Here is a 17,510-nt window from a genome sequence, read left to right on the forward strand (position 1 = left end):
CCCGCATGCGGAAGATACTCGTCGTCGGAGCCGGCCAGTCCGGACTCCAGCTCGCCCTCGGACTCCAGTCCCACGGGTACGAGGTCACCCTGATGTCGAACCGGACCGCGGACGAGATCCGCTCCGGCCGGGTCATGTCGACGCAGTGCATGTTCGACACGGCGCTCCAGCACGAGCGCGATCTCCAGCTGAACTTCTGGGAGTCCCAGGCGCCGAAGATCGAGGGCCTCGGGGTCTCCGTCGCGGTCCCCGGCTCCTTCGACCCGGGCCCCTCGCAGCGCGCCATCGACTGGGTCGGCAAGCTCGACGACTACGCGCAGTCGGTGGACCAGCGGGTCAAGATGGCCGGCTGGATGGAGACGTTCGCGCAGCGCGGGGGCCAGCTGGTCATCCACGGCGCCGCGGTCTCCGACCTCGACTACTTCTCCCGCGCCTACGACCTGGTGCTCGTCTCGGCGGGCAAGGGCGAACTCGTCTCGATGTTCGGCCGTGACGCCTCCCGCTCCCCGTACACCGAGCCGCAGCGCGCCCTCGCGGTGTCCTACGTGCACGGTCTGGGCTCGCGCCCGGAGCACCCGGACTACGACGCGGTCCGCTGCAACCTGGTCCCCGGCGTCGGCGAGCTGTTCATCATGCCGACCCTCACCACCTCCGGCCGCGCCGACATCCTGTTCTGGGAGGGCATTCCGGGCGGCCCGCTCGACGTCTTCAACGGCGTCAAGGACCCCGCCGAGCACCTCTCCCTGACCCTGGAGCTCATGGAGCGGTTCACGCCGTGGGAGTACGCGCGGGCCACGAACGTCGAACTGACCGACGCGGGCGGCACGTTGTCCGGACGGTACGCGCCCACCGTCCGCAACCCGATCGGCCGGCTCCCCGGCGGCGGTCTGGTCCTCGGCGTCGCCGACGTCGTCGTGGCCAACGACCCGATCACCGGCCAAGGCTCCAACTCCGCCTCCAAGTGCGCCGCCGCCTACCTCGCCTCGATCGTCGAGCAGGGCGACAAGCCCTTCGACGAGGAGTGGATGCAGGCGACGTTCGACCGCTACTGGGACACCGCGCAGCACGTCACCAAGTGGACCAACGCGATGCTGGGCGTCCCGCCGGAGCACGTCCTCAACCTGATCGGCGCCGCCGGCCAGCTCCAGCCCGTCGCCGACCGCTTCGCCAACGGCTTCGACAACCCGGCCGACTTCGAGAACTTCTTCTTCGACCCGGAGAAGACGAACGCCTACCTGGCGTCGGTCGCCGGGGCCTGACGGGCTTCTGACCTGCGGTGCGACTGTCGGCGTCTGTCGTTGTCTGTCGTCGCTGGTTCCTCTCGGACGGCCCACAGACGGCCCCAGGGATATCCCTGGGGCCGTCTCTGTGGGTGGTGTTCCCGCGATCCCGCTGGACCGCGCGGGCCTGTCGGCCACCGCTTTAGGAGCGAGGTGGGGTGATCACTGGCGTGACCAGGGAATCCCTGCCTCCGGCAGCGTGGGGCGGTACGCACCCTGGCGAACCTCGATTCCCCGTGAGGCCCCGTCCGATCCGGCACGGAAGTGGCACGCCCCGCGGCCCAGTAGGGCACGAAGGGGGCGAGCTTGACGTCTCGATGGACGGCGTGGCTCGTTACCGCGACACCGGCAGCGGGGCCCACCGGTTGACCGGCCATGCGACGACGAAGGCCCGGCCGATGACTTGGTCCTCGTCGATCGTGCCACCGCCGGGCTGGTCCTGGTGGTACCGGGAGTCCTGAGAGTCCTGGCGGTGGTCACCCATCACCCAGATCCTCCCTTTCGGCACCTTGACCGGCCCGAACGGTTTGTCCCCGCAGGGGGTGTTGCCGGGGTGGATGAACGATTCGTCCATCGCCTTCCCGTTGACCTTCACCGGACCGCTTCCCGAGCATTCCACGGTGTCGCCACCCACCGCGATCACCCGCTTGATCAGGTCCTTCTCGTCCGTCGACGGCATCAGGCCGACGAAACTGAGCACCTTCTGCACCGCGTTCGGCTCCTCGGTCTTCTCAGGGAGCCAGCCACCCGGGTCGTGGAAGACCACGACCTCTCCGCGCTGCGGCTTGGATCCGAACCACGGCGTCAGCTTGTCGACCAGCACGCGGTCGCCAGGTTGCAACGTGTTCTGCATCGAGCCGGACGGGATCGAGAACGCCTGCACGAAGAACGTCTTGATGACCAGCGCGAGCACCAACGCGATGCCGATGAGAATCGGCAACTCCTTCCAGAACGAGCGCGTTTTCCGCCGGCGCTCACCCGCCGTTCCGTCGTCGGTTTCGTCGCCCCCGGATCTCGACCGTTTGCCGGCGACAAGATCTTTCACAACCACGCCTCCCCTTGCGCCCGGTCCGAGCGCACCGTGTCCGAAGTGGTCCCTTGCGTGCAGAGCACAGGGCCCACCACAGCCACAACGAGCGGGAGTTCCCGACTGCCGGAGCTCTCGGCCTGGCTCTGCGCCGGGCATGGCCCTCCCACACCTCAACCTGCCTGCCGTGTTATCCGGGGCCTCTCAGCAAGCTACGCGGCCGGCGGAGTCTCAATGGCTCCAAGCCGGCGGGCCACAGCCGACGAGCCTGCGAAGCCTCTGGACTCGCTCGATGCGAACTATGGGCAGGAAGGTCGTTGAGGTTTCCTCGACCGACCAGCCGGCGGGCTGCGGCGGGTGACGGTCAGCTACGGTTGGGCTGGTTGCTGTACTTCATTGGTGTACAGCAGTTGGGGCATGGGCTTCCTTCTTCGAGTGTCTGGTCAGGATGCACCAGTTCATATCGTCGGGGTCCCCTACGGTCAGACCCACCAGCAAACGCCCCTTGTCCCGGTAAAGGCCGAACGAGATGTATTCGTTGCCCACGGCCACTTCGAGTTGCTGCTGATCGCTGAACTCGTCGATTCTCCAGGTGCCATCCCCGCCGACCTTCTGCGTGACCTTGCCGTCCAGTTCCATCTCGGTAGGGATGCCGACGGCGGACGCCGATCCGTCCGGCTTCAAGGTCACCGTGGTGCCACACTCTCGGGCGCGCCAGGTACCTACGAGCTGAGATTCGTGGACGTTCTTCGCAGACGGATAGCCACCCCATCCCACGCATGCGGAGACCGACAGCACCACCGGGGCCGAAATGAGTGCCCACTTCCATGCTCGGCTGTTCATCGGCCGCCCCCTTCGTACTGGTGGCCTGATCTTAGGCTTCTACCGATGATCTCGGCGTGCTGCCGCCGGAAAGGTACAAGTCCTCGCAGTTCAGGGCCTATCTCCTCGCAACATCACGTGGTGAATCCAGTAACCAGCCGGGGCAACATGCGGTCCGCACGCTACGACGCGGTCGGTGGAGTCTCAACGACCGAGTCACGTCGGCAGGGCGTCAGCCCTCGGATCATGGTGGCACCCCGCGCGGGACCCAACTTTTGAGGTCTGGCCTCATCCTTATCCGGTCGATTGAGGGGCCCCTCGACCTCCATCAACTTCTGTCGTGACCCGGTTCGCCTGCCCCTGAGGTTCGGCGTTGATCGGCCCCGTTCGCGCTTGTTGGTGTCAGCTGGTGATGTCAGGAATCGGGGCGCTCTTGACAGCGCGCCCATCCCTGTCCGAGTCGAACGTAGCTTTATCCAGGAGAGCATCGGAATGCTGGCACCTACGCTGCGGTCATGGACGACCCTGTGCTCACCGCCCGCGAATTGGTGCGGGATCGGTTTCCCGCCGCCCAGGCCGCGTTCCTGGCTGGCAGTGTGCTGACCAACCGCCGGACGCCGACATCCGATCTGGACATCGTGGTCCTCTTGGACGGGCCGCCGGCGCCCAACCGGGAAAACCTGCTGTACCGCGGCTGGCCGGTGGAGCTGTTCGTACAGACCGAGGCCGTCTGGCGTAGCTTCGCCGACCAGGAGACCGCGAAGCGGAATTCGCCGTTGCTCGCCATGTGCTCTACCGGCGTGCTCCTCGTGGATACGAACGGGCTGGGTGCTTCGCTCCAGGCTGAGGCGCGAGAACGTTGGGCGGCGGGCCCACCTCCACTCTCGGACCGTGAGCGTGAATACCAGCGGTACATCCTGACCGACCTGCTCGACGACCTGCGTGGCTGCGCGGACCCTGCCGAGCGGGTGCATTTGGTCTCGCACATGCTGCAGCGCGCGTCGGAGCTGGCTCTGCTGGTCGGCGGACACTGGCTTGGCGGAGGTAAGTGGTTGTCGCGGCGGCTGTCTGCGGCTGACCCCAGGCTGCATGGCGCGTTGACCGAGGCCGCCGTGCAAGCAATCGCAGGGCACACGAGCGTCTTCGCCGCAGCCGTGGCGGAGGTGCTAGACCAAGCCGGCGGCCCGCTGTGGGACGGGTATGCCATCCGATGAGGTCGGTGGACTCCACGCGCCACCACAGGGGACACGAACGCTCCAACCTCGGCCACAGCAACCCGGCACTGACGCTCCGGATCTACGCGCACCTGATGCCGAGCAGCCAGGAACGCACGCGCAAGGCAATCGCGACTGTCTACGACAAGGCCCGGCACGCGGGCTGACGGCCCACAGACGGCCCACGGCCCGTCAACGGCCCACCTGTTGGAGAGAAGTTGCAGGTAGAGGGACTACAGGGCCGAGAGTCCACTTCTCCTACCCGGAGAAGACGAACGCCTACCTGGCCTCCGTCACCGGGGCGGCCGAGGCGTAGCCCTCGTCGGATCCGTCCGTCGCGCCCTCGGGGAGCTTCGGCGGCGTGTACTGCCGCAGGGGCTCCCCGTCCGGGTCCGGGCGAACGGCGCCCAGCAGGGGGTTCGCGGCGATGGGGGACACCTTGATCCGTGCCCCGGGCCGCGGTGCCTGCACCACCATGCCGTCGCCGACGTAGAGGGCGACGTGCGTGGCCTCGGGGAAGTAGACCACCAGATCGCCGGGGCGCAGACGGTCCAGCGGGATGTGCGGGAGCTCGGCCCACTGCTCCTGACTGGTGCGCGGGATGGGCCGGCCCGCCTCGCCCCAGGCCTGTGACGTCAGCCCCGAGCAGTCGTAGGCCTTCGGTCCCTCGGCGCCCCACTCGTACGGCTTGCCGATCTGGTCGACGGCGTAGCGCAGCGCCTCCTCGCCCTCCCGCGTGGGCGGCCGGACGCTGCTGAGGGCGCCGGACGCCATGACCTTCCTCTGCGCCGCGTCCGTCCCCGACCGCTCGGCGCTGTTCAGCTCGGCGATCTGGTCCGCGGTCAGCGAGGCGAGCAGCCGCTGGACGTCGTCGAGGCGCTCGCGTACCTGGTCCCGCTCCTTCTTCTGCCGCGCTGCCAGCGAGAGCTGCCCGTCCAGCGCCTTGCGCGCCGCCCGCGCGAGCCCGTCGGTCCGCCTCTCGCCGCCCGCGACCCGCCGCACGGTCGCGGCCCGCTCCAGCGACAGCTGCCCGATCACGTGCCCCTGGTCGAGGGCGTGCTGCGGATCCCGGGCGAGCAGCAGCCGTACGTACGGGGAGATCCCGTCCCCGCTCTGGTACTGCTGCCGGGCCAGCCGTCCCGCGGCGACCCTGCTGTCCTCCAGCGACAGCCGGGCCCTGGCGAGCCGCGCGTCGAGCCGGGCGACCTCAGCCTGCTGCTTCTTCAGCTTCTCGGCGGTCCCGTTGTACGTCTCGGTGGCCCGCTCGGCGTCCCGGTAGAGCCGCTGAAGGTCCGTCAGCAACGAGGCCACGGACTGTTCCGACGTCACCGCGTCCTGCCCCGGCTCCGGAACCGCCCCCGCGGGCGCGGAGGGAAGCAGCGCGCCGACCGCCACCGCTCCCGTACAGACCAGACGCAGAAGCCTTCCTGACACGCCATCACCTCCGGATCCGGGGCGGCCCTCCACCGCCCGTCTCGCACCGGAAGGATCGGACCATCGGGCGCCGGCCGCGCGCCCACAGGCGGCTTCGGAGCAAGAACGTCACTCGTCGGCGTTGTTCTCCGGCGTGGCGCCGCCACCGCCCTCACCCTTGCGAGCACCCGGGGACCACGGCAGCCGGAACCGGCGCCCGGACGCGTCGCCCTCGGGGTCGTACTCGTACTTCCACCCCTGGTGGAGCCCGAGCCGCTTGCTCGTCGCGGCCTGGACCCGCCGGTAGACCAGCACGGTGGACGGACCGCCGTCGACGCCGGGCACGGGGATCCGGTACGTCTTCGGCGGGTGGCCGGTGATCCCGATCAGGACGGGCAGGACGCGCCCGTCCAGCGGGCCGCCGAAAAAGGGGGTGTCTTCGCTCTTCACCGGACCAGTGTCACAGCAGGTGGGCCGCATTCCCGACAACGGGCAGCACCCGGCGGACCAGGGCGCCCGCGATGCCGTCGGGGCGCTCCATCGCGAGCGCCGCCCGGATCACCGCCGCGGTCTGCGGATCACTCCCGGAGCTCACCACGAGCGCCGCCGTGAACTGCTCGACGAGCCAGTCCCGCAGCTCGTCCAGCGGCGGTTCCTTGTCCTCGTCGAGCCAGATCAGCGAGGCGGCCTCCACGGCCGTGATCCACATCCGCACCGTCATCCGCAGCCGGGGCCCGGGTTCCGGCACCGCCAGATGCACGAGGATGTGCTCCGCCGCCGCCCGGCGGACCCCGTCGACTATCGCCGTGGTCCGCGAGGTCTCGATCACGCTCCCGCCCTGCAGCAGCGCGCTGAACCCGGCGTCGTGCTGGTCCACGAACGCGAGATACCGGTCGAGGGCCCGGGAGAGCCGCTCGGTCAGCGGCCCCTCCGCCGGCTCCGCGAAGCACTGCTCCAGCTCCTGCGCCGCCGACCGCAGGGCAGCCTCGTACAACTGCTGCTTGCCGCCCGGGAAGTACCGGTACACGAGCGGCCGCGACACCCCGGCGGCCTCCGCCACGTCGTCCAGCGAGACCTCCTCGGGCACCCGCTGGGCGAACAGGGACAGCGCGGCCTCGAGCAACTGACTGCGCCGCTCCTCGACACTGAGCCGACGGTAAGCGGGGGTGGAAGCCTGCGAGGTCATGACGGGCAGCGTAACCGCCCCCGGACACACACCCACGTACACAACCAGAGCACCACATGAGCCAACGGCACACATCCACACAGCGATCCCCGGTTCCGGCCCCAAGCCCAAGACGACCCGCAGCCGCCGTACGACGATTCCCGGCCCCACGCCCAAGACGACCCGCAGCCGCCGTACGACGCGAGGGGACGTGCCGGTACATCAGATGCCCGCAGCCGGACGGATCGTCACCAAGGCACACCTTGCGACGCCGGTGGGATCCGTTCGGATGTGGGCGGATGTACCGGCGCGGCCCCGCCCCCACCGAAGCCTCGGCGCCCCGAGCCGAGGCCCCCGGCCGGCCGAGCACACCCGAGCCGAGGCCCCCGGCCGGCCGAGCACACCCGAGCCGAGCCCCCCGCCCCGCCGAGCACTACCTGGTCGAGGCCCCCGGCCCGAACCCGCCGAGGTCAGGCCAGCAACCCCGAAGACCGCCAAAGCCGCCGCCCGGCCCCCCGCAGCACCCCGATCTCGTCCAGGAAGTCCGTCAGCTTCTTCGCCCCGGTCTGCATCACGTCCCGCCGGTGCCCACTGGCCTTCACCTGTGCCATGGCCTCCCGCTTGTCGAGCCCGACGTTCGTGTAGACGTCGGGGTTGACGAACGCCACGGAGAACACCCGCGCGAACTCGCCCGAGGTGAGCCGCGTGAACTCCTGCGACCACCGCGGAGCGGTCAGCATCTGGCGCCGCAACTCCTCCCGGGCGTACCGGACATGCCGGGCCTCCTCCACCACATGGATCCGCGTGACCCCCCGGACGAGGGTCTGCACCCGCTCGTCCGGGAACGTCAGCCGCTGCATCCAGTCGAGGATCTCCTCGCCGAGCAGCGTCGCCGTGAAGGACCCCGGAGTCGTCGAGATGGTCTTGAACAGCCGCCCGAGGTTCATGTGCGCCCGGCTCACGGGATAGTGCGGGGTGCCCCCGCGCGTGATCAGCCGCGCGAACATCTTCGAGTGCCGGCACTCGTCCTCGATCTCGGTCAGCGCGTACCGCACGTGCGCGCTCGTCGCCGCCTTGTCGTAGATGTGCCGCACGAGCAGCTGCATGAGGATGATCTCGAACCAGATGCCCAGCGAGGCCAGCGCGGCCGACTCGTGCTGGGACAGCGCGATCCGCTGCTCCTCGCCCATCGTCCGCCACAGCGGGGTGTCGTACAGCGACACCAGCTCCGGCGGCCAGAACCACTTGCCCTCCTCGAAGGGCGCGTCCCAGTCGAGCTCCTTGTCGGGGTCGAAGGAGTGCTTGGCGGAGGAGTCGAGGAGGCGCTCGGCCACCTGCTCCCGGTCCTTGAGCAGACCGAGCGCGTCACGGAGCACATCGGCCTCGGGCACCGTCGTCATGGCAGTTCCACCTCGTCGTACGGGATCGCTTCTGGAGTTACCGGCGGTCACCACTTATGAGACTGCTTGTCAGCAAGCTCGTCAATCCCCTGTGCCGGACTTGTTGACGGCGCGTCTACTCCGTGTGAGCCTGCGATGTATGCCGACGCATGAGCTGTACGCCGCGGACTCGGGAGATCCCCTCTGGCAGGTGCCGGCCTCGGGGGCGGCCCGCTTCAGCTGGGAGTACGACGACGGTCGTGACCGGCTGCTCGCCCTCTACCAGAAGGGCAAGGACAAACAGTGGGACGGACAGAAACGCATCGACTGGAGCCTGGAGGTCGACCCCGCCGATCCGCTCGGCACCCCCGACGAGGCGATGACGCTGTACGGCACCCCGTACTGGGCGAAGATGACCGACCGGGACAAGGGTGACCTGCGCAAGCACTACTCCGCCTGGCAGTTCAGCCAGTTCCTGCACGGCGAACAGGGGGCGATGGTCTGCGCGGCGCGGATCGTGGAATCGGTCCCCGACCTCGACGCGAAGTTCTACTCGGCCACCCAGACCATGGACGAGGCCCGGCACGCGGAGGTCTACTCCCGCTTCCTGCACGAGAAGATCGGGATGCTCTACCCGGTCAACGACAACCTCCGGGCCCTGCTCGGCGACACCCTCCGCGACTCGCGCTGGGACATGCCCTACCTCGGCATGCAGGTCCTGATCGAGGGGCTGGCGCTGGCCGCCTTCGGGATGATCAGGGACACCACCGACAAGCCGCTGCCGAAGCAGATCCTGTCCTACGTGATGCAGGACGAGGCCCGTCACGTGGCCTTCGGCCGGATGGCGCTGCGCGACTACTATCGGCAGCTGTCCGACGCCGAACTGCGCGAGCGCGAGGAATTCGTCATCGAGGGCTGCTACTTGATGCGGGACCGGCTGCGCGGGGTCGAGGTCCTGGAGAACTTCGGGATCCCGAAGGCGGAGGCGGAGGAGTTCAGCGAGAACTCCGAGTTCCTGCACCTGTTCCGCAAGCTGCTGTTCAGCCGCATCGTCCCCTGCGTCAAGGACATCGGACTGTGGGGCGAGCGCCTCCAGCGCGCCTATCTGGAGATGGGCGTCTTCGACATGGGCGACTCCAACCTGGACCTGCTGATGGCCCAGGACGAGGAACTGGCCGAACAACTGGACGCGGAACGCTTCGCGGCCGAGGAACGGGACCGGGTGACGGAGATCGAGACCACGATCGACGAGGGCCGAGGCTGACCGACCCACCCGATCCGCCCGGACCCGCCCCCGGACCGACCCGACCCGCCCCCGGACCGGACCCGCCGGACCCGACCCCGAGCCTGACCGACCCGCCCCCGGACCGGCCGGACCCGACCCGACGCAAAGCGTCCCAGCCGGACCCGACCGGACCGGCCCCAAGCAGCGGCTAAGGCGCCAACACCGTGGACCCCGGACGCCCGGAGTCGTCGGCCGCCCCCGGCGGGAAAGAGGTCCGCAGGGTGAAGGCGTACGGCGTGGGGCCGTGCTCCCGCAGGTGCAGCAGACGGGACTCGGCCTCCGCGACCGTGGGACGGTGACCGGCCGGGACCCACCACAGGGCGGTCACCGCCTCCTCGAGACGCTCGAAGAACTCACGGCGCCGCGCCATCAGTTCGCGGTGCAGACCCTGGTACATGAACGCCGTCAGGGCGTTCGGGTCGCGCCAGGTGGACATGTTGACCATCATCCACGCGTCGCCGAGGACACGGATGTCCGTGGCGTCGCCGGTGTCGTCCTGGAGACGCCAGACGAATCCGTCGGCGGCGTCCGCGACGGCGTTCACGGGTTCGAGGCCGTCCACGAAGGCCTTCAACTGGGGAGATTCCAAAGGTGCTTTGAGGCGGGCGATGTTGACCTGGGCGAGCTCGTACGAAGCTGTCGACGAAGTCATGACCGAACGGTAGGTCGGCCCCCATACCGGACACAGCCCCTGTCTCACGGACTGAGAGCCGAGAGCCCCCGCCCGCCCCGGACCGACCCCCGCGAAGCCGTCCCGGACCCCCGCGAAACCGTCCCGCACCCCGCGAAGCCATGCCGGACCCCGCGAAGCCATGCCGGACCCCCGCGAAGCCGTCCCGCACCGAACCGATCGCCCCACCCGGCGCCGGAACAGCAGGCACCGCCCTCAAGAGCCCAGCACCGCCTCCATCACCGCCCGCGCGATCGGCCCCGCGAACCCGCCCCCGGTGATGTCCCCCCTGCGCGCCGCCGCGTCCTCGACGACCACGGCGACGGCGACGGCGGGCTCCACGGAGTCGTCCGCCCGCGCCCACGAGATGAACCAGGCGTACGGCGTACCGGAGTTGCCGATGCCGTGCTGGGCGGTGCCGGTCTTGCCGCCCACGGTGGCCCCGGGGATGGCGGCCACCGTCCCGGTGCCCTTCTCCACGACGTCGGTCATCAGCTCGCGCATGCGCTGCGCCGTGGAAGCGGTCATCGCCTGGTGCAGGATCCGCGGCCCGGTCGTGGTCAGCGTCCCGCCGGAGTGCGAGGTCGTCCGCTCCACCAGGTAGGGCGTCTTGACCGTGCCGTCACCCGCGACGGCCCCCGCGATCATCGCCATCTGCAGCGGAGTCGCCCGGGTGTCGAACTGGCCGATGGAGGAGAGCGCCAACTGCGCGTTGTCGAGCCGCAGATCGAAGTTGCTGGGCGCCACCGAGAACGGGATGCGCAGCTTGCGGTCGTTGAAGCCGAACCCGGCCGCCGTACGGGTCATGCCGTCGAGCCCGACGTCCACGCCGAGCTTGGCGAAGACGGTGTTGCAGGACCAGGTGAAGGCGTACCGCAGGGAGGCGTCCGCGCAGCCCTCCGTCTCGTTCGTGAGCCGGGTCGTGGTGCCGGGGAGCCGGTAGGGGTCCGGCGACCCGGTCGGCGCGTCCACGTCGTCCACCACCCCGGAGTCCAGCGCCGCCGCCGCGGTCAGCACCTTGAACGTCGACCCCGGCGGATACGTCTGCCGGATGGCCCGGTTGAGCATCGGCTTGTCGTCCTGGTCGTTCAGCCGGGCCCACGCCCGGGACGCGGCCGGCCCCGTCCCGGACAGCTGCCCGGGGTCGTACGAGGGGGTGGAGACCAGGGCCAGGATCCGGCCGGTGGACGGCTCGATCGCGGCGACCGCGCCCCTGCGGGGGCCGAGCCCCTCGAAGGCGGCCCGCTGCGCCTCCGCGTTCAGCGTGGTGACGACCCGGCCCCCGGCACCGCGGGCCCGGACGAGCCCGTTGAACAGCGGGTACGGGGCGAGCATCGGATCGCTGCCGGACAGGACGCCGTCCTCGGTGCCCTCCAGCAGCGTGGTCCCGTACAGCTGCGAGGCGAAGCCGGTCACGGGCGCGTACAACGGCCCGTCCAGATAGGTCCGTTCGTAGCGGAACTGGCGGCCGGTGTCGCGGGAGCCGGTGACCGCCCGGCCGTCGACGACGATGTCCCCGCGCGGCTGGCCGTAACGGGCGATCGCGGTGCGGCGGTTGGCGGGGTTGTCGTCGTAGGACGGGGCCTGGACCACCTGGATACGGGCGGCGTTGACCAGGAGGGCGACGAGCAGCAGCGCGCACAGTCCGACGGCCCGGCGGATGTACTTGGTCATGGCGCGGGTGTCCCGTCGTACTGACCGCGGGCGCAGTCGCTGATCCGGATGAGCAGGGCCACGATGATCCAGTTGGTGACGACGGAGGAGCCGCCCTGCGCGAGGAAGGGCATGGCCATGCCGGTCAGCGGGATCAGTCCGGTGACGCCTCCCGCGATGACGAACACCTGGAGCGCCACGATCGAGGCGAGGCCGACCGAGAGCAGCCGGCCGAAGGGGTCGCGCAGGGCGAGGCCCGCGCGGTAGCCGCTGACGACGAAGAGGGCGTAGAGGAGGAAGACGGCGGCCAGGCCGGCCAGTCCGAGCTCCTCGCCCGCGGTGGCGAGGATGAAGTCGGACTTGGCGGCGAAGCCGATGAGGACCGAGTGGCCGAGCCCGAGACCGGTGCCGAGGATCCCTCCGGCGGCGAACGCGAAGAGGGACTGGGCGAGTTGGTTGGGTCCCTGGCCCGCGGCGATCGAGGCGAAGGGGTCCATCCAGTCCTCGACCCGGCTGTGGACGTGCGGTTCGAGCCGGCCGACGGCGAGCGCGCCCGCGCAGGCGAGCAGCAGCCCGACCGCGATCCATCCGGTGCGGCCGGTGGCGACGTAGAGCAGGATCACGAACAGGCCGAAGAAGAGCAGCGAGGTGCCGAGGTCCCGCTCCAGGACCAGGACCAGCACGCTGAGCAGCCAGATCGCCACGATCGGGCCGAGGACCCGGCCGGTGGGCAGTTGCAGCCGACGGAACCGCCAGATCTGACGGCCGCTGTAGGCGAGCGCGTTGCGGTTGGCGGCGAGATAGCCGGCGAAGAACACGGCGAGCAGGACCTTGGCGAACTCGCCCGGCTGGATGGAGAATCCGGCGATCCGGATCCAGATGCGGGCGCCGTTCACCGCCGGGAAGAGGATCGGCAGGACGAGCAGGGCGAGCGCGCCGACCACCGACACGTACGTGTAGCGCTGCAGGACCCGGTGGTCGCGCAGACAGAGGACGACGACGATGAAGAACGCGACGCCGAGCGTGGACCAGACGAGCTGGATGGGAGCCGCCCGGTCGTCCGGGGTCTGGAGGTCGAGCCGGTAGATCAGCACCAGGCCCAGGCCGTTGAGGAGGACGGCGATGGGCAGCAGCAGCGGATCGGCGTACGGGGCCCGCAGGCGGACGGCGACATGGGCGACGAGGGCGAGCACGCCGAGCCCGGCGCCGTAACCCGCGGCGCCGGGCGGAACGGTTCCGTGCCGGGCGAGGCCCACCGCGCAGTAGCCGTACACACAGAGCAGGACGGCGAGGACGATCAGGGCGAGCTCGATGCCACGGCGCCTGGGCAGGCGTTCGGCGGGAGGGGCCGGGTCCGCCGCCACGGCCGTTCCGGACATTCCGGGCAGGGTCATGTCCGGAACGTAGCAGGGGGCGGCCCGATGTCCCGTCAGGCGATGACGACCGGCGGGCCCGGTTCGTCGTGGGGGGTCAGCACCAGCGGGGGGACGGGCCGATGTTGTCGATGTAGCGCGCGGCGCCCCAGGCCCAGGTGCCGTCCGTGAGCAGGTACCAGAGCGGGTTGCCGTCGACCTTCTCGCCCGCGGTCTTGCAGAAGATGGAGACGATCTCCCCCTGTCGCGCGACCCGGATCAGCTGGCTGCCGCGGGTCGGGGAGCTGCGCAGGGCGAGTCCGCCGCGGGCGGTGATCCGGCCCTGGTAGAGCCGCGGGTTGCTCTGCGCGGCGCCGTCGCCCCGGCCGTTCCCGTTGCCGTTGCCGTTCCCGTTGCCGTTCCCGTTGCCGTTGCCGTTGTTCCAGGTGTGGCCGCCGCCGTCACCGCCTCCGTTGCTCCAGGTCTGGCCGCCTCCGCCGCCTCCGCCGCCCCCGCCGTTGGTCCAGGTCTGGCCGCCCCCGCCTCCGCCGCCCCCGCCGTTGTCCCAGGAGTTCCCGCCGGTGCTCGGCTCGCGGCCGTCGCCGCCCCCGTCGCCGCCGCCGTCCCACTGGTGGGCGCCGGTGCCGTTGCTCGACTGGTGGCTGTCACCGTTTCCGGAGCCCCCGTCGCCGTCGGCGAGGGCGGGAGCGGCACCCGCGAGGGCGACGAGACTGCCGGCGGCGAGAGCCATACCGACTCGGGTGTAGGTGGACCGCAGAGACATGGAAGGCTCCTCCGGGACGGGGACGGAACAGGGGCGAAGCTGACTTACCGCCACATTAGGATCGGGAGCCGGGGACCGCAGTTCACAGTCCGCCATCGGGGACGCCCGGCTCCGTCCGCCCCTCCTGAGGGAGCGTCAGCGTCGCCACCGCCCCGCCGTCCGGGGCATTGGCGAACTCCAGCCGGGCACCGAGGACCTCCGCCTGGCCGAGCGCGATGGTCAGGCCGAGTCCGTGCCCGGTCGCGCCGCCCTCGGTGCGGAACCGCTGCGGGCCGTGTTCCACCAGGTAGGCGGGGTAGCCGCTCCCGTGGTCCCGGACGGTGACGACCGGGCCGTCGACGGTCAGCACCACCGGGTCCCCGCCGTGCTTGTGGGCGTTCGCCACCAGATTGCCGAGCACCCGCTCCAGCCGGCGCCGGTCGGTCTCGACCCGCGCGTCCCGCACCGCCCGGACCTCGGTGTCGGTCCCCGACGCCCGCACCACCCGTTCGGCCAGCGGCACCAGCGGCTCCGAGTCCAGCTCCAGACGTTCGGTACGGGCGTCGAGCCGGGAGATCTCCAGCAGGTCCTCGGTGAGGGTGCGCAGCGTGGCGACCCGGTCGCGCACCAGCTCCGTCGGCCGCCCCGGCGGGAGCAGTTCGGCCGCCGCGTGCAGCCCGGTCAGCGGAGTGCGCAGCTCGTGCGCCACGTCCGCCGTGAACCGCTGCTCGCTCAGCAGCTTCGCCTGGAGCGACGAGGCCATCGTGTCGAGCGCTCCGGCGACCGCGGCCACCTCGTCCTGCGGGCGCGTCGGGTCCTGGGCGCGGGGGTCGTTGACACGCGCGTCCAGATCGCCCGCGCTGATCCGCCGCGCCACCCGCGCGGTCGCGTGCAGCCGCCGCGTCACCCGGGTCACCGCGAACACGCCCACCAGCAGGGTCACGCCGATCGCCAGCGCCGACGACCACACGATCGCCCGGTCGAGGGCGTCGATGGCGTGCGCGCCCTGGGCGTAGTCGAACTGGACCGCCAGCGCGCGCCCTCCGCCGGCCGGCCCGGCCGCCCACATCGTGGGGTGCGCGTCGTGCTCGCCGACCATCGTGCCCCGCTTCCCCTCCGCCGCCAGTCTCCGCAGCCGCGGGGGCAGCCCGGGCGGGTCGACACCCGCGTCCGGCGGCAGCCGCTCGCCCGCCTCGTAGGCCGCCGTGACGTCGGCGAGCCGCCCGAGCGCACGGTCGCGGGCCTCGCCGACGGTCTGGTCGGTCACCGAGACGTGCACGAGGGCGCCGAGCAGGGCGACGAGACAGCAGCACATCACCGCGATGAACGCCGCCGCCTTCCAGGTGAGGGTGGCGGTCCAGTGCGGCAGCCGCAGCGACGGCCTCATGACGTGCTCGCGGACGGAGAGAGGGCGGGGGAGGGGGCCGGGGAGGCGCGGCGTGCGGACCGGGACGTCGGCGGTGGGGCTCCGCGGGCGGAGCGGGACGTCGTGGGGGAGGTCCGGTGTGCGGACGGGGACGGGGACGGGGATGGGGGCGGGGGCGGTGCCGGTGCGGGTGAGGTCTCGCGTGCGGAGGGAGGCGGCGTCGGAGCGGGCGACCCCGGCCCGGTCGGTGACGCGGGCGGTCCGACCCGCAGGATCTCGTCGCGGGTCGCCAGCATGGCGTTCTGCTGCGGGTCCCAGGACCAGACGGTACGGAACTCGTAGCCCGGCAGGGTCGAGGGCGAGCGGATGATCACCTCGCGGCCCGCCAGCTCCACGCTGAGCACACTGTCCGCGGTCCCCATGACCTGCACCAGCCGGTGACCGATGAACGTGTACACGCGTACCGCCAGCTGGTGGGCGGGGAAGCGGATGCCGAGCACCATGTCGGCCTTCCCGTCGCCGGTCAGGTCGCGGTAGTACGCCCGCAGGACCGGACACCTCGCGCCCCGGGCCCCTGGCTGCCCGCAGTCCGCCAGCAGCCGGGCGGTCTCGGCGTACGCCGCGTGCGGTCCCCGGTACTCGTCCGGATGGGCCGCGACCTCGGCGCGTACGACCGCGACCGGGTCCAGGGCGCGGACGTCGTCCCCGGGAGCCGTGACCCCCTTGACGGTCTCTGTGTCGGCCTCGCCGTAGTCGACGGCCGGCGTCGAGGCGGGCGGGAGCAGCGGCCACAGCCTGGTCGGGCCGACGGCGGTGGGGGTCGCGCCGGCGCCACGCAACTCTCCGGAGTCCCCGCAGCCCGCCAGGGCGGCGACCAGCGCGAGGGCGAGGGCGGCGGTGACGAGGGTGGTTCGGAGGGTGCGGCTGGCCGCGGGGGCTCCGAGTGGGGTCCGGCCGGTCCCGGGAGCTCCGAGCGCGGTCCGGCCGGTCCCGGGGGCTCCGAGCGCGGTCGGGCGGGTCCCGGGGGTGCGGCTTGGTCCGGCGGTGCTGTGGACGGTGCGGTCGGATCTGGGGGCGCGGATTGGTCCGGCAGTGCCGTGGACGGTGCGGCCGGTCCCGGGGGTTCCGCCGAACCGGGTGGTCCGGCGGGTGCCTCCGTACGCGCGCCCGTGTCCGGACTCAGGCTCACGCCGGGGCTCGGGCCCGCTCCGGGGCTCAGGCCGGTGTCCGGGCTCACGCCCGTACCCGGGCCCGCGCCCGTACCCGCGCGTGAGGCGGCTGTGGATCACTGCGCTCCCGGGTCCGGGCCGCCCCGTCCGCCGGCGCCGTCACGGCCCCACCGCACGAGACCGGCAAGGGGAAGGACGCCGTCCGCGCCGTCCGCGGGATGACCGCCGAGCGCGGCCACGCCCCGGTGAGCGGGCCCGGCACGGGTCGGCCGGCCGACCCGTACCCATATTCACTCAGAGATCCTTTATGCCCGCACGAACGCGAGCCGCGCCCACTCGTGCCTGCCCACGCCCGTTCGCACCCTCGCCGCCGCGTCCCCCGTCCCCTGCCTCTGGGCCCTGCCCCGCCTACTCCGCCAGTTCTTCTAGAAGGCGTGCCGTGGGGAGCCCGGCCCGCAGGTACTCCACGAACAGTTCGTTGTGCAGTGCCCAGGGTGAGCGCCGGGCCCGGATCAGCCGGATCGCGTCGTCGGCGGAGTGCCCCGCCAGGATGAGCGCGTGCGCGACGACCAGCCCCGAGCGGTTGTACCCGTGATGACAGCGGACGAGCACCCTGCGCCCGTCCTCCAGCGCGTCGTCGGCGGCCCGCGCGAGCCGCATGACCCCCGTGAGCTGCGTACCGTCCAGCGGCCCGTCCGGGATCGGCCACACATGGTGCTCGACCCCCGGATCGGGCCCGTGCCCCGGCCGCCGCAACAGCGTCAGGACCAGGTCGAACTCATCGTGTACGACGACGGATTGCGGCTGACCCGAACGTCCCGCGCATTCGTGGCCGCCCATCCACAGGCCGGGCACGATTTCACTCCACGGGCTGTCCGGGGACGGAACATCCGGATACCTTCTGCGAGTTCGCAACGGCGCCTCCCACCCAACTGCCCCAACTCCTGCCAAA

At 71.2% G+C, this 17,510-nt stretch carries 16 protein-coding genes and 1 pseudogene; 4 read left to right on the top strand and 13 right to left on the bottom strand.

Features of this window, described 5'->3' with window-relative positions:
• Positions 1-5 precede the first annotated feature (5 nt).
• Positions 6-1,259, top strand: a complete 1,254-nt coding sequence (locus IO36_RS17455) for a styrene monooxygenase/indole monooxygenase family protein (RefSeq protein ID WP_037620940.1) — start codon at positions 6-8, stop codon at positions 1,257-1,259.
• Positions 1,260-1,614: 355 nt separating this feature from the next.
• Here the strand turns inward: IO36_RS17455 and lepB are convergent, their stop codons facing one another.
• Entirely contained in the window at positions 1,615-2,466 is an 852-nt protein-coding gene (gene lepB, locus IO36_RS17460; protein ID WP_078943264.1) for a signal peptidase I, read from the bottom strand.
• 234 nt (positions 2,467-2,700) lie between these two features.
• Positions 2,701-3,150 (bottom strand): hypothetical protein, encoded by a 450-nt coding sequence (locus tag IO36_RS17465; RefSeq protein ID WP_158997391.1) that lies wholly within the window; start codon positions 3,148-3,150, stop codon positions 2,701-2,703.
• Positions 3,151-3,644: 494 nt separating this feature from the next.
• Here IO36_RS17465 and IO36_RS17470 point away from each other — a divergent pair, with 494 nt between their 5' ends.
• Both IO36_RS17470 and IO36_RS45985 read left to right on the top strand, forming a co-directional pair.
• Positions 3,645-4,343, top strand: a complete 699-nt coding sequence (locus IO36_RS17470; protein WP_037620942.1) for a nucleotidyltransferase domain-containing protein — start codon at positions 3,645-3,647, stop codon at positions 4,341-4,343.
• Positions 4,344-4,390: 47 nt separating this feature from the next.
• Positions 4,391-4,510: pseudogene (locus IO36_RS45985) on the top strand (site-specific integrase); the annotation flags it as partial.
• 112 nt (positions 4,511-4,622) lie between these two features.
• Here the strand turns inward: IO36_RS45985 and IO36_RS17475 are convergent.
• From IO36_RS17475 to IO36_RS17490, 4 genes are all read right to left on the bottom strand, one after another.
• Positions 4,623-5,777 carry a C40 family peptidase gene (locus tag IO36_RS17475; protein ID WP_037620943.1) on the bottom strand — a complete coding sequence of 385 codons (1,155 nt, stop codon included), beginning with the start codon at positions 5,775-5,777 and terminating at the stop codon, positions 4,623-4,625.
• A 108-nt stretch (positions 5,778-5,885) separates the two neighbouring features.
• Positions 5,886-6,206 (bottom strand): hypothetical protein, encoded by a 321-nt coding sequence (locus tag IO36_RS17480; RefSeq protein WP_037620945.1) that lies wholly within the window; start codon positions 6,204-6,206, stop codon positions 5,886-5,888.
• 10 nt (positions 6,207-6,216) lie between these two features.
• Positions 6,217-6,942, bottom strand: coding sequence for a TetR/AcrR family transcriptional regulator (locus IO36_RS17485; protein ID WP_037620946.1), 726 nt, complete (start codon positions 6,940-6,942; stop codon positions 6,217-6,219).
• Positions 6,943-7,391: 449 nt separating this feature from the next.
• Positions 7,392-8,321 (bottom strand): AurF N-oxygenase family protein, encoded by a 930-nt coding sequence (locus IO36_RS17490; protein ID WP_037620947.1) that lies wholly within the window; start codon positions 8,319-8,321, stop codon positions 7,392-7,394.
• Positions 8,322-8,460: 139 nt separating this feature from the next.
• On the opposite strand from IO36_RS17490, the gene IO36_RS17495 reads away from it, so the two are divergent.
• Positions 8,461-9,564 (top strand): ferritin-like domain-containing protein, encoded by a 1,104-nt coding sequence (locus IO36_RS17495; RefSeq protein ID WP_037620948.1) that lies wholly within the window; start codon positions 8,461-8,463, stop codon positions 9,562-9,564.
• Between the two features lie 169 nt (positions 9,565-9,733).
• Here IO36_RS17495 and IO36_RS17500 read toward each other — a convergent pair whose 3' ends face one another.
• From IO36_RS17500 to IO36_RS17530, 7 genes are all read right to left on the bottom strand, one after another.
• Entirely contained in the window at positions 9,734-10,237 is a 504-nt protein-coding gene (locus IO36_RS17500) for a DUF3291 domain-containing protein (protein WP_037620950.1), read from the bottom strand.
• 234 nt (positions 10,238-10,471) lie between these two features.
• Positions 10,472-11,929, bottom strand: coding sequence for a penicillin-binding transpeptidase domain-containing protein (locus tag IO36_RS17505; protein WP_037620952.1), 1,458 nt, complete (start codon positions 11,927-11,929; stop codon positions 10,472-10,474).
• Positions 11,926-13,302, bottom strand: coding sequence for an FtsW/RodA/SpoVE family cell cycle protein (locus tag IO36_RS17510; RefSeq protein ID WP_037620954.1), 1,377 nt, complete (start codon positions 13,300-13,302; stop codon positions 11,926-11,928). The genes IO36_RS17505 and IO36_RS17510 overlap by 4 nt, the downstream gene beginning before the upstream one ends.
• Positions 13,303-13,378: 76 nt before the next feature.
• Positions 13,379-14,044 carry an SH3 domain-containing protein gene (locus tag IO36_RS43810; RefSeq protein WP_037620956.1) on the bottom strand — a complete coding sequence of 222 codons (666 nt, stop codon included), beginning with the start codon at positions 14,042-14,044 and terminating at the stop codon, positions 13,379-13,381.
• 82 nt (positions 14,045-14,126) lie between these two features.
• Positions 14,127-15,410, bottom strand: a complete 1,284-nt coding sequence (locus IO36_RS17520) for a sensor histidine kinase (protein ID WP_037620957.1) — start codon at positions 15,408-15,410, stop codon at positions 14,127-14,129.
• Positions 15,407-16,228, bottom strand: a complete 822-nt coding sequence (locus IO36_RS44580; RefSeq protein WP_342455121.1) for a hypothetical protein — start codon at positions 16,226-16,228, stop codon at positions 15,407-15,409. Before IO36_RS44580 ends, IO36_RS17520 begins: the two co-directional genes overlap by 4 nt.
• A gap of 738 nt (positions 16,229-16,966) precedes the next feature.
• On the bottom strand, positions 16,967-17,473 hold the full coding sequence (locus IO36_RS17530) for a protein-tyrosine phosphatase family protein (protein ID WP_037620958.1): 507 nt from the start codon (positions 17,471-17,473) through the stop codon (positions 16,967-16,969).
• Positions 17,474-17,510 lie beyond the last annotated feature (37 nt).

Origin of the sequence: Streptomyces aureus (genome assembly GCF_000725495.1) — a bacterium.
Taxonomy (GTDB): domain Bacteria; phylum Actinomycetota; class Actinomycetes; order Streptomycetales; family Streptomycetaceae; genus Streptomyces; species Streptomyces aureus_B.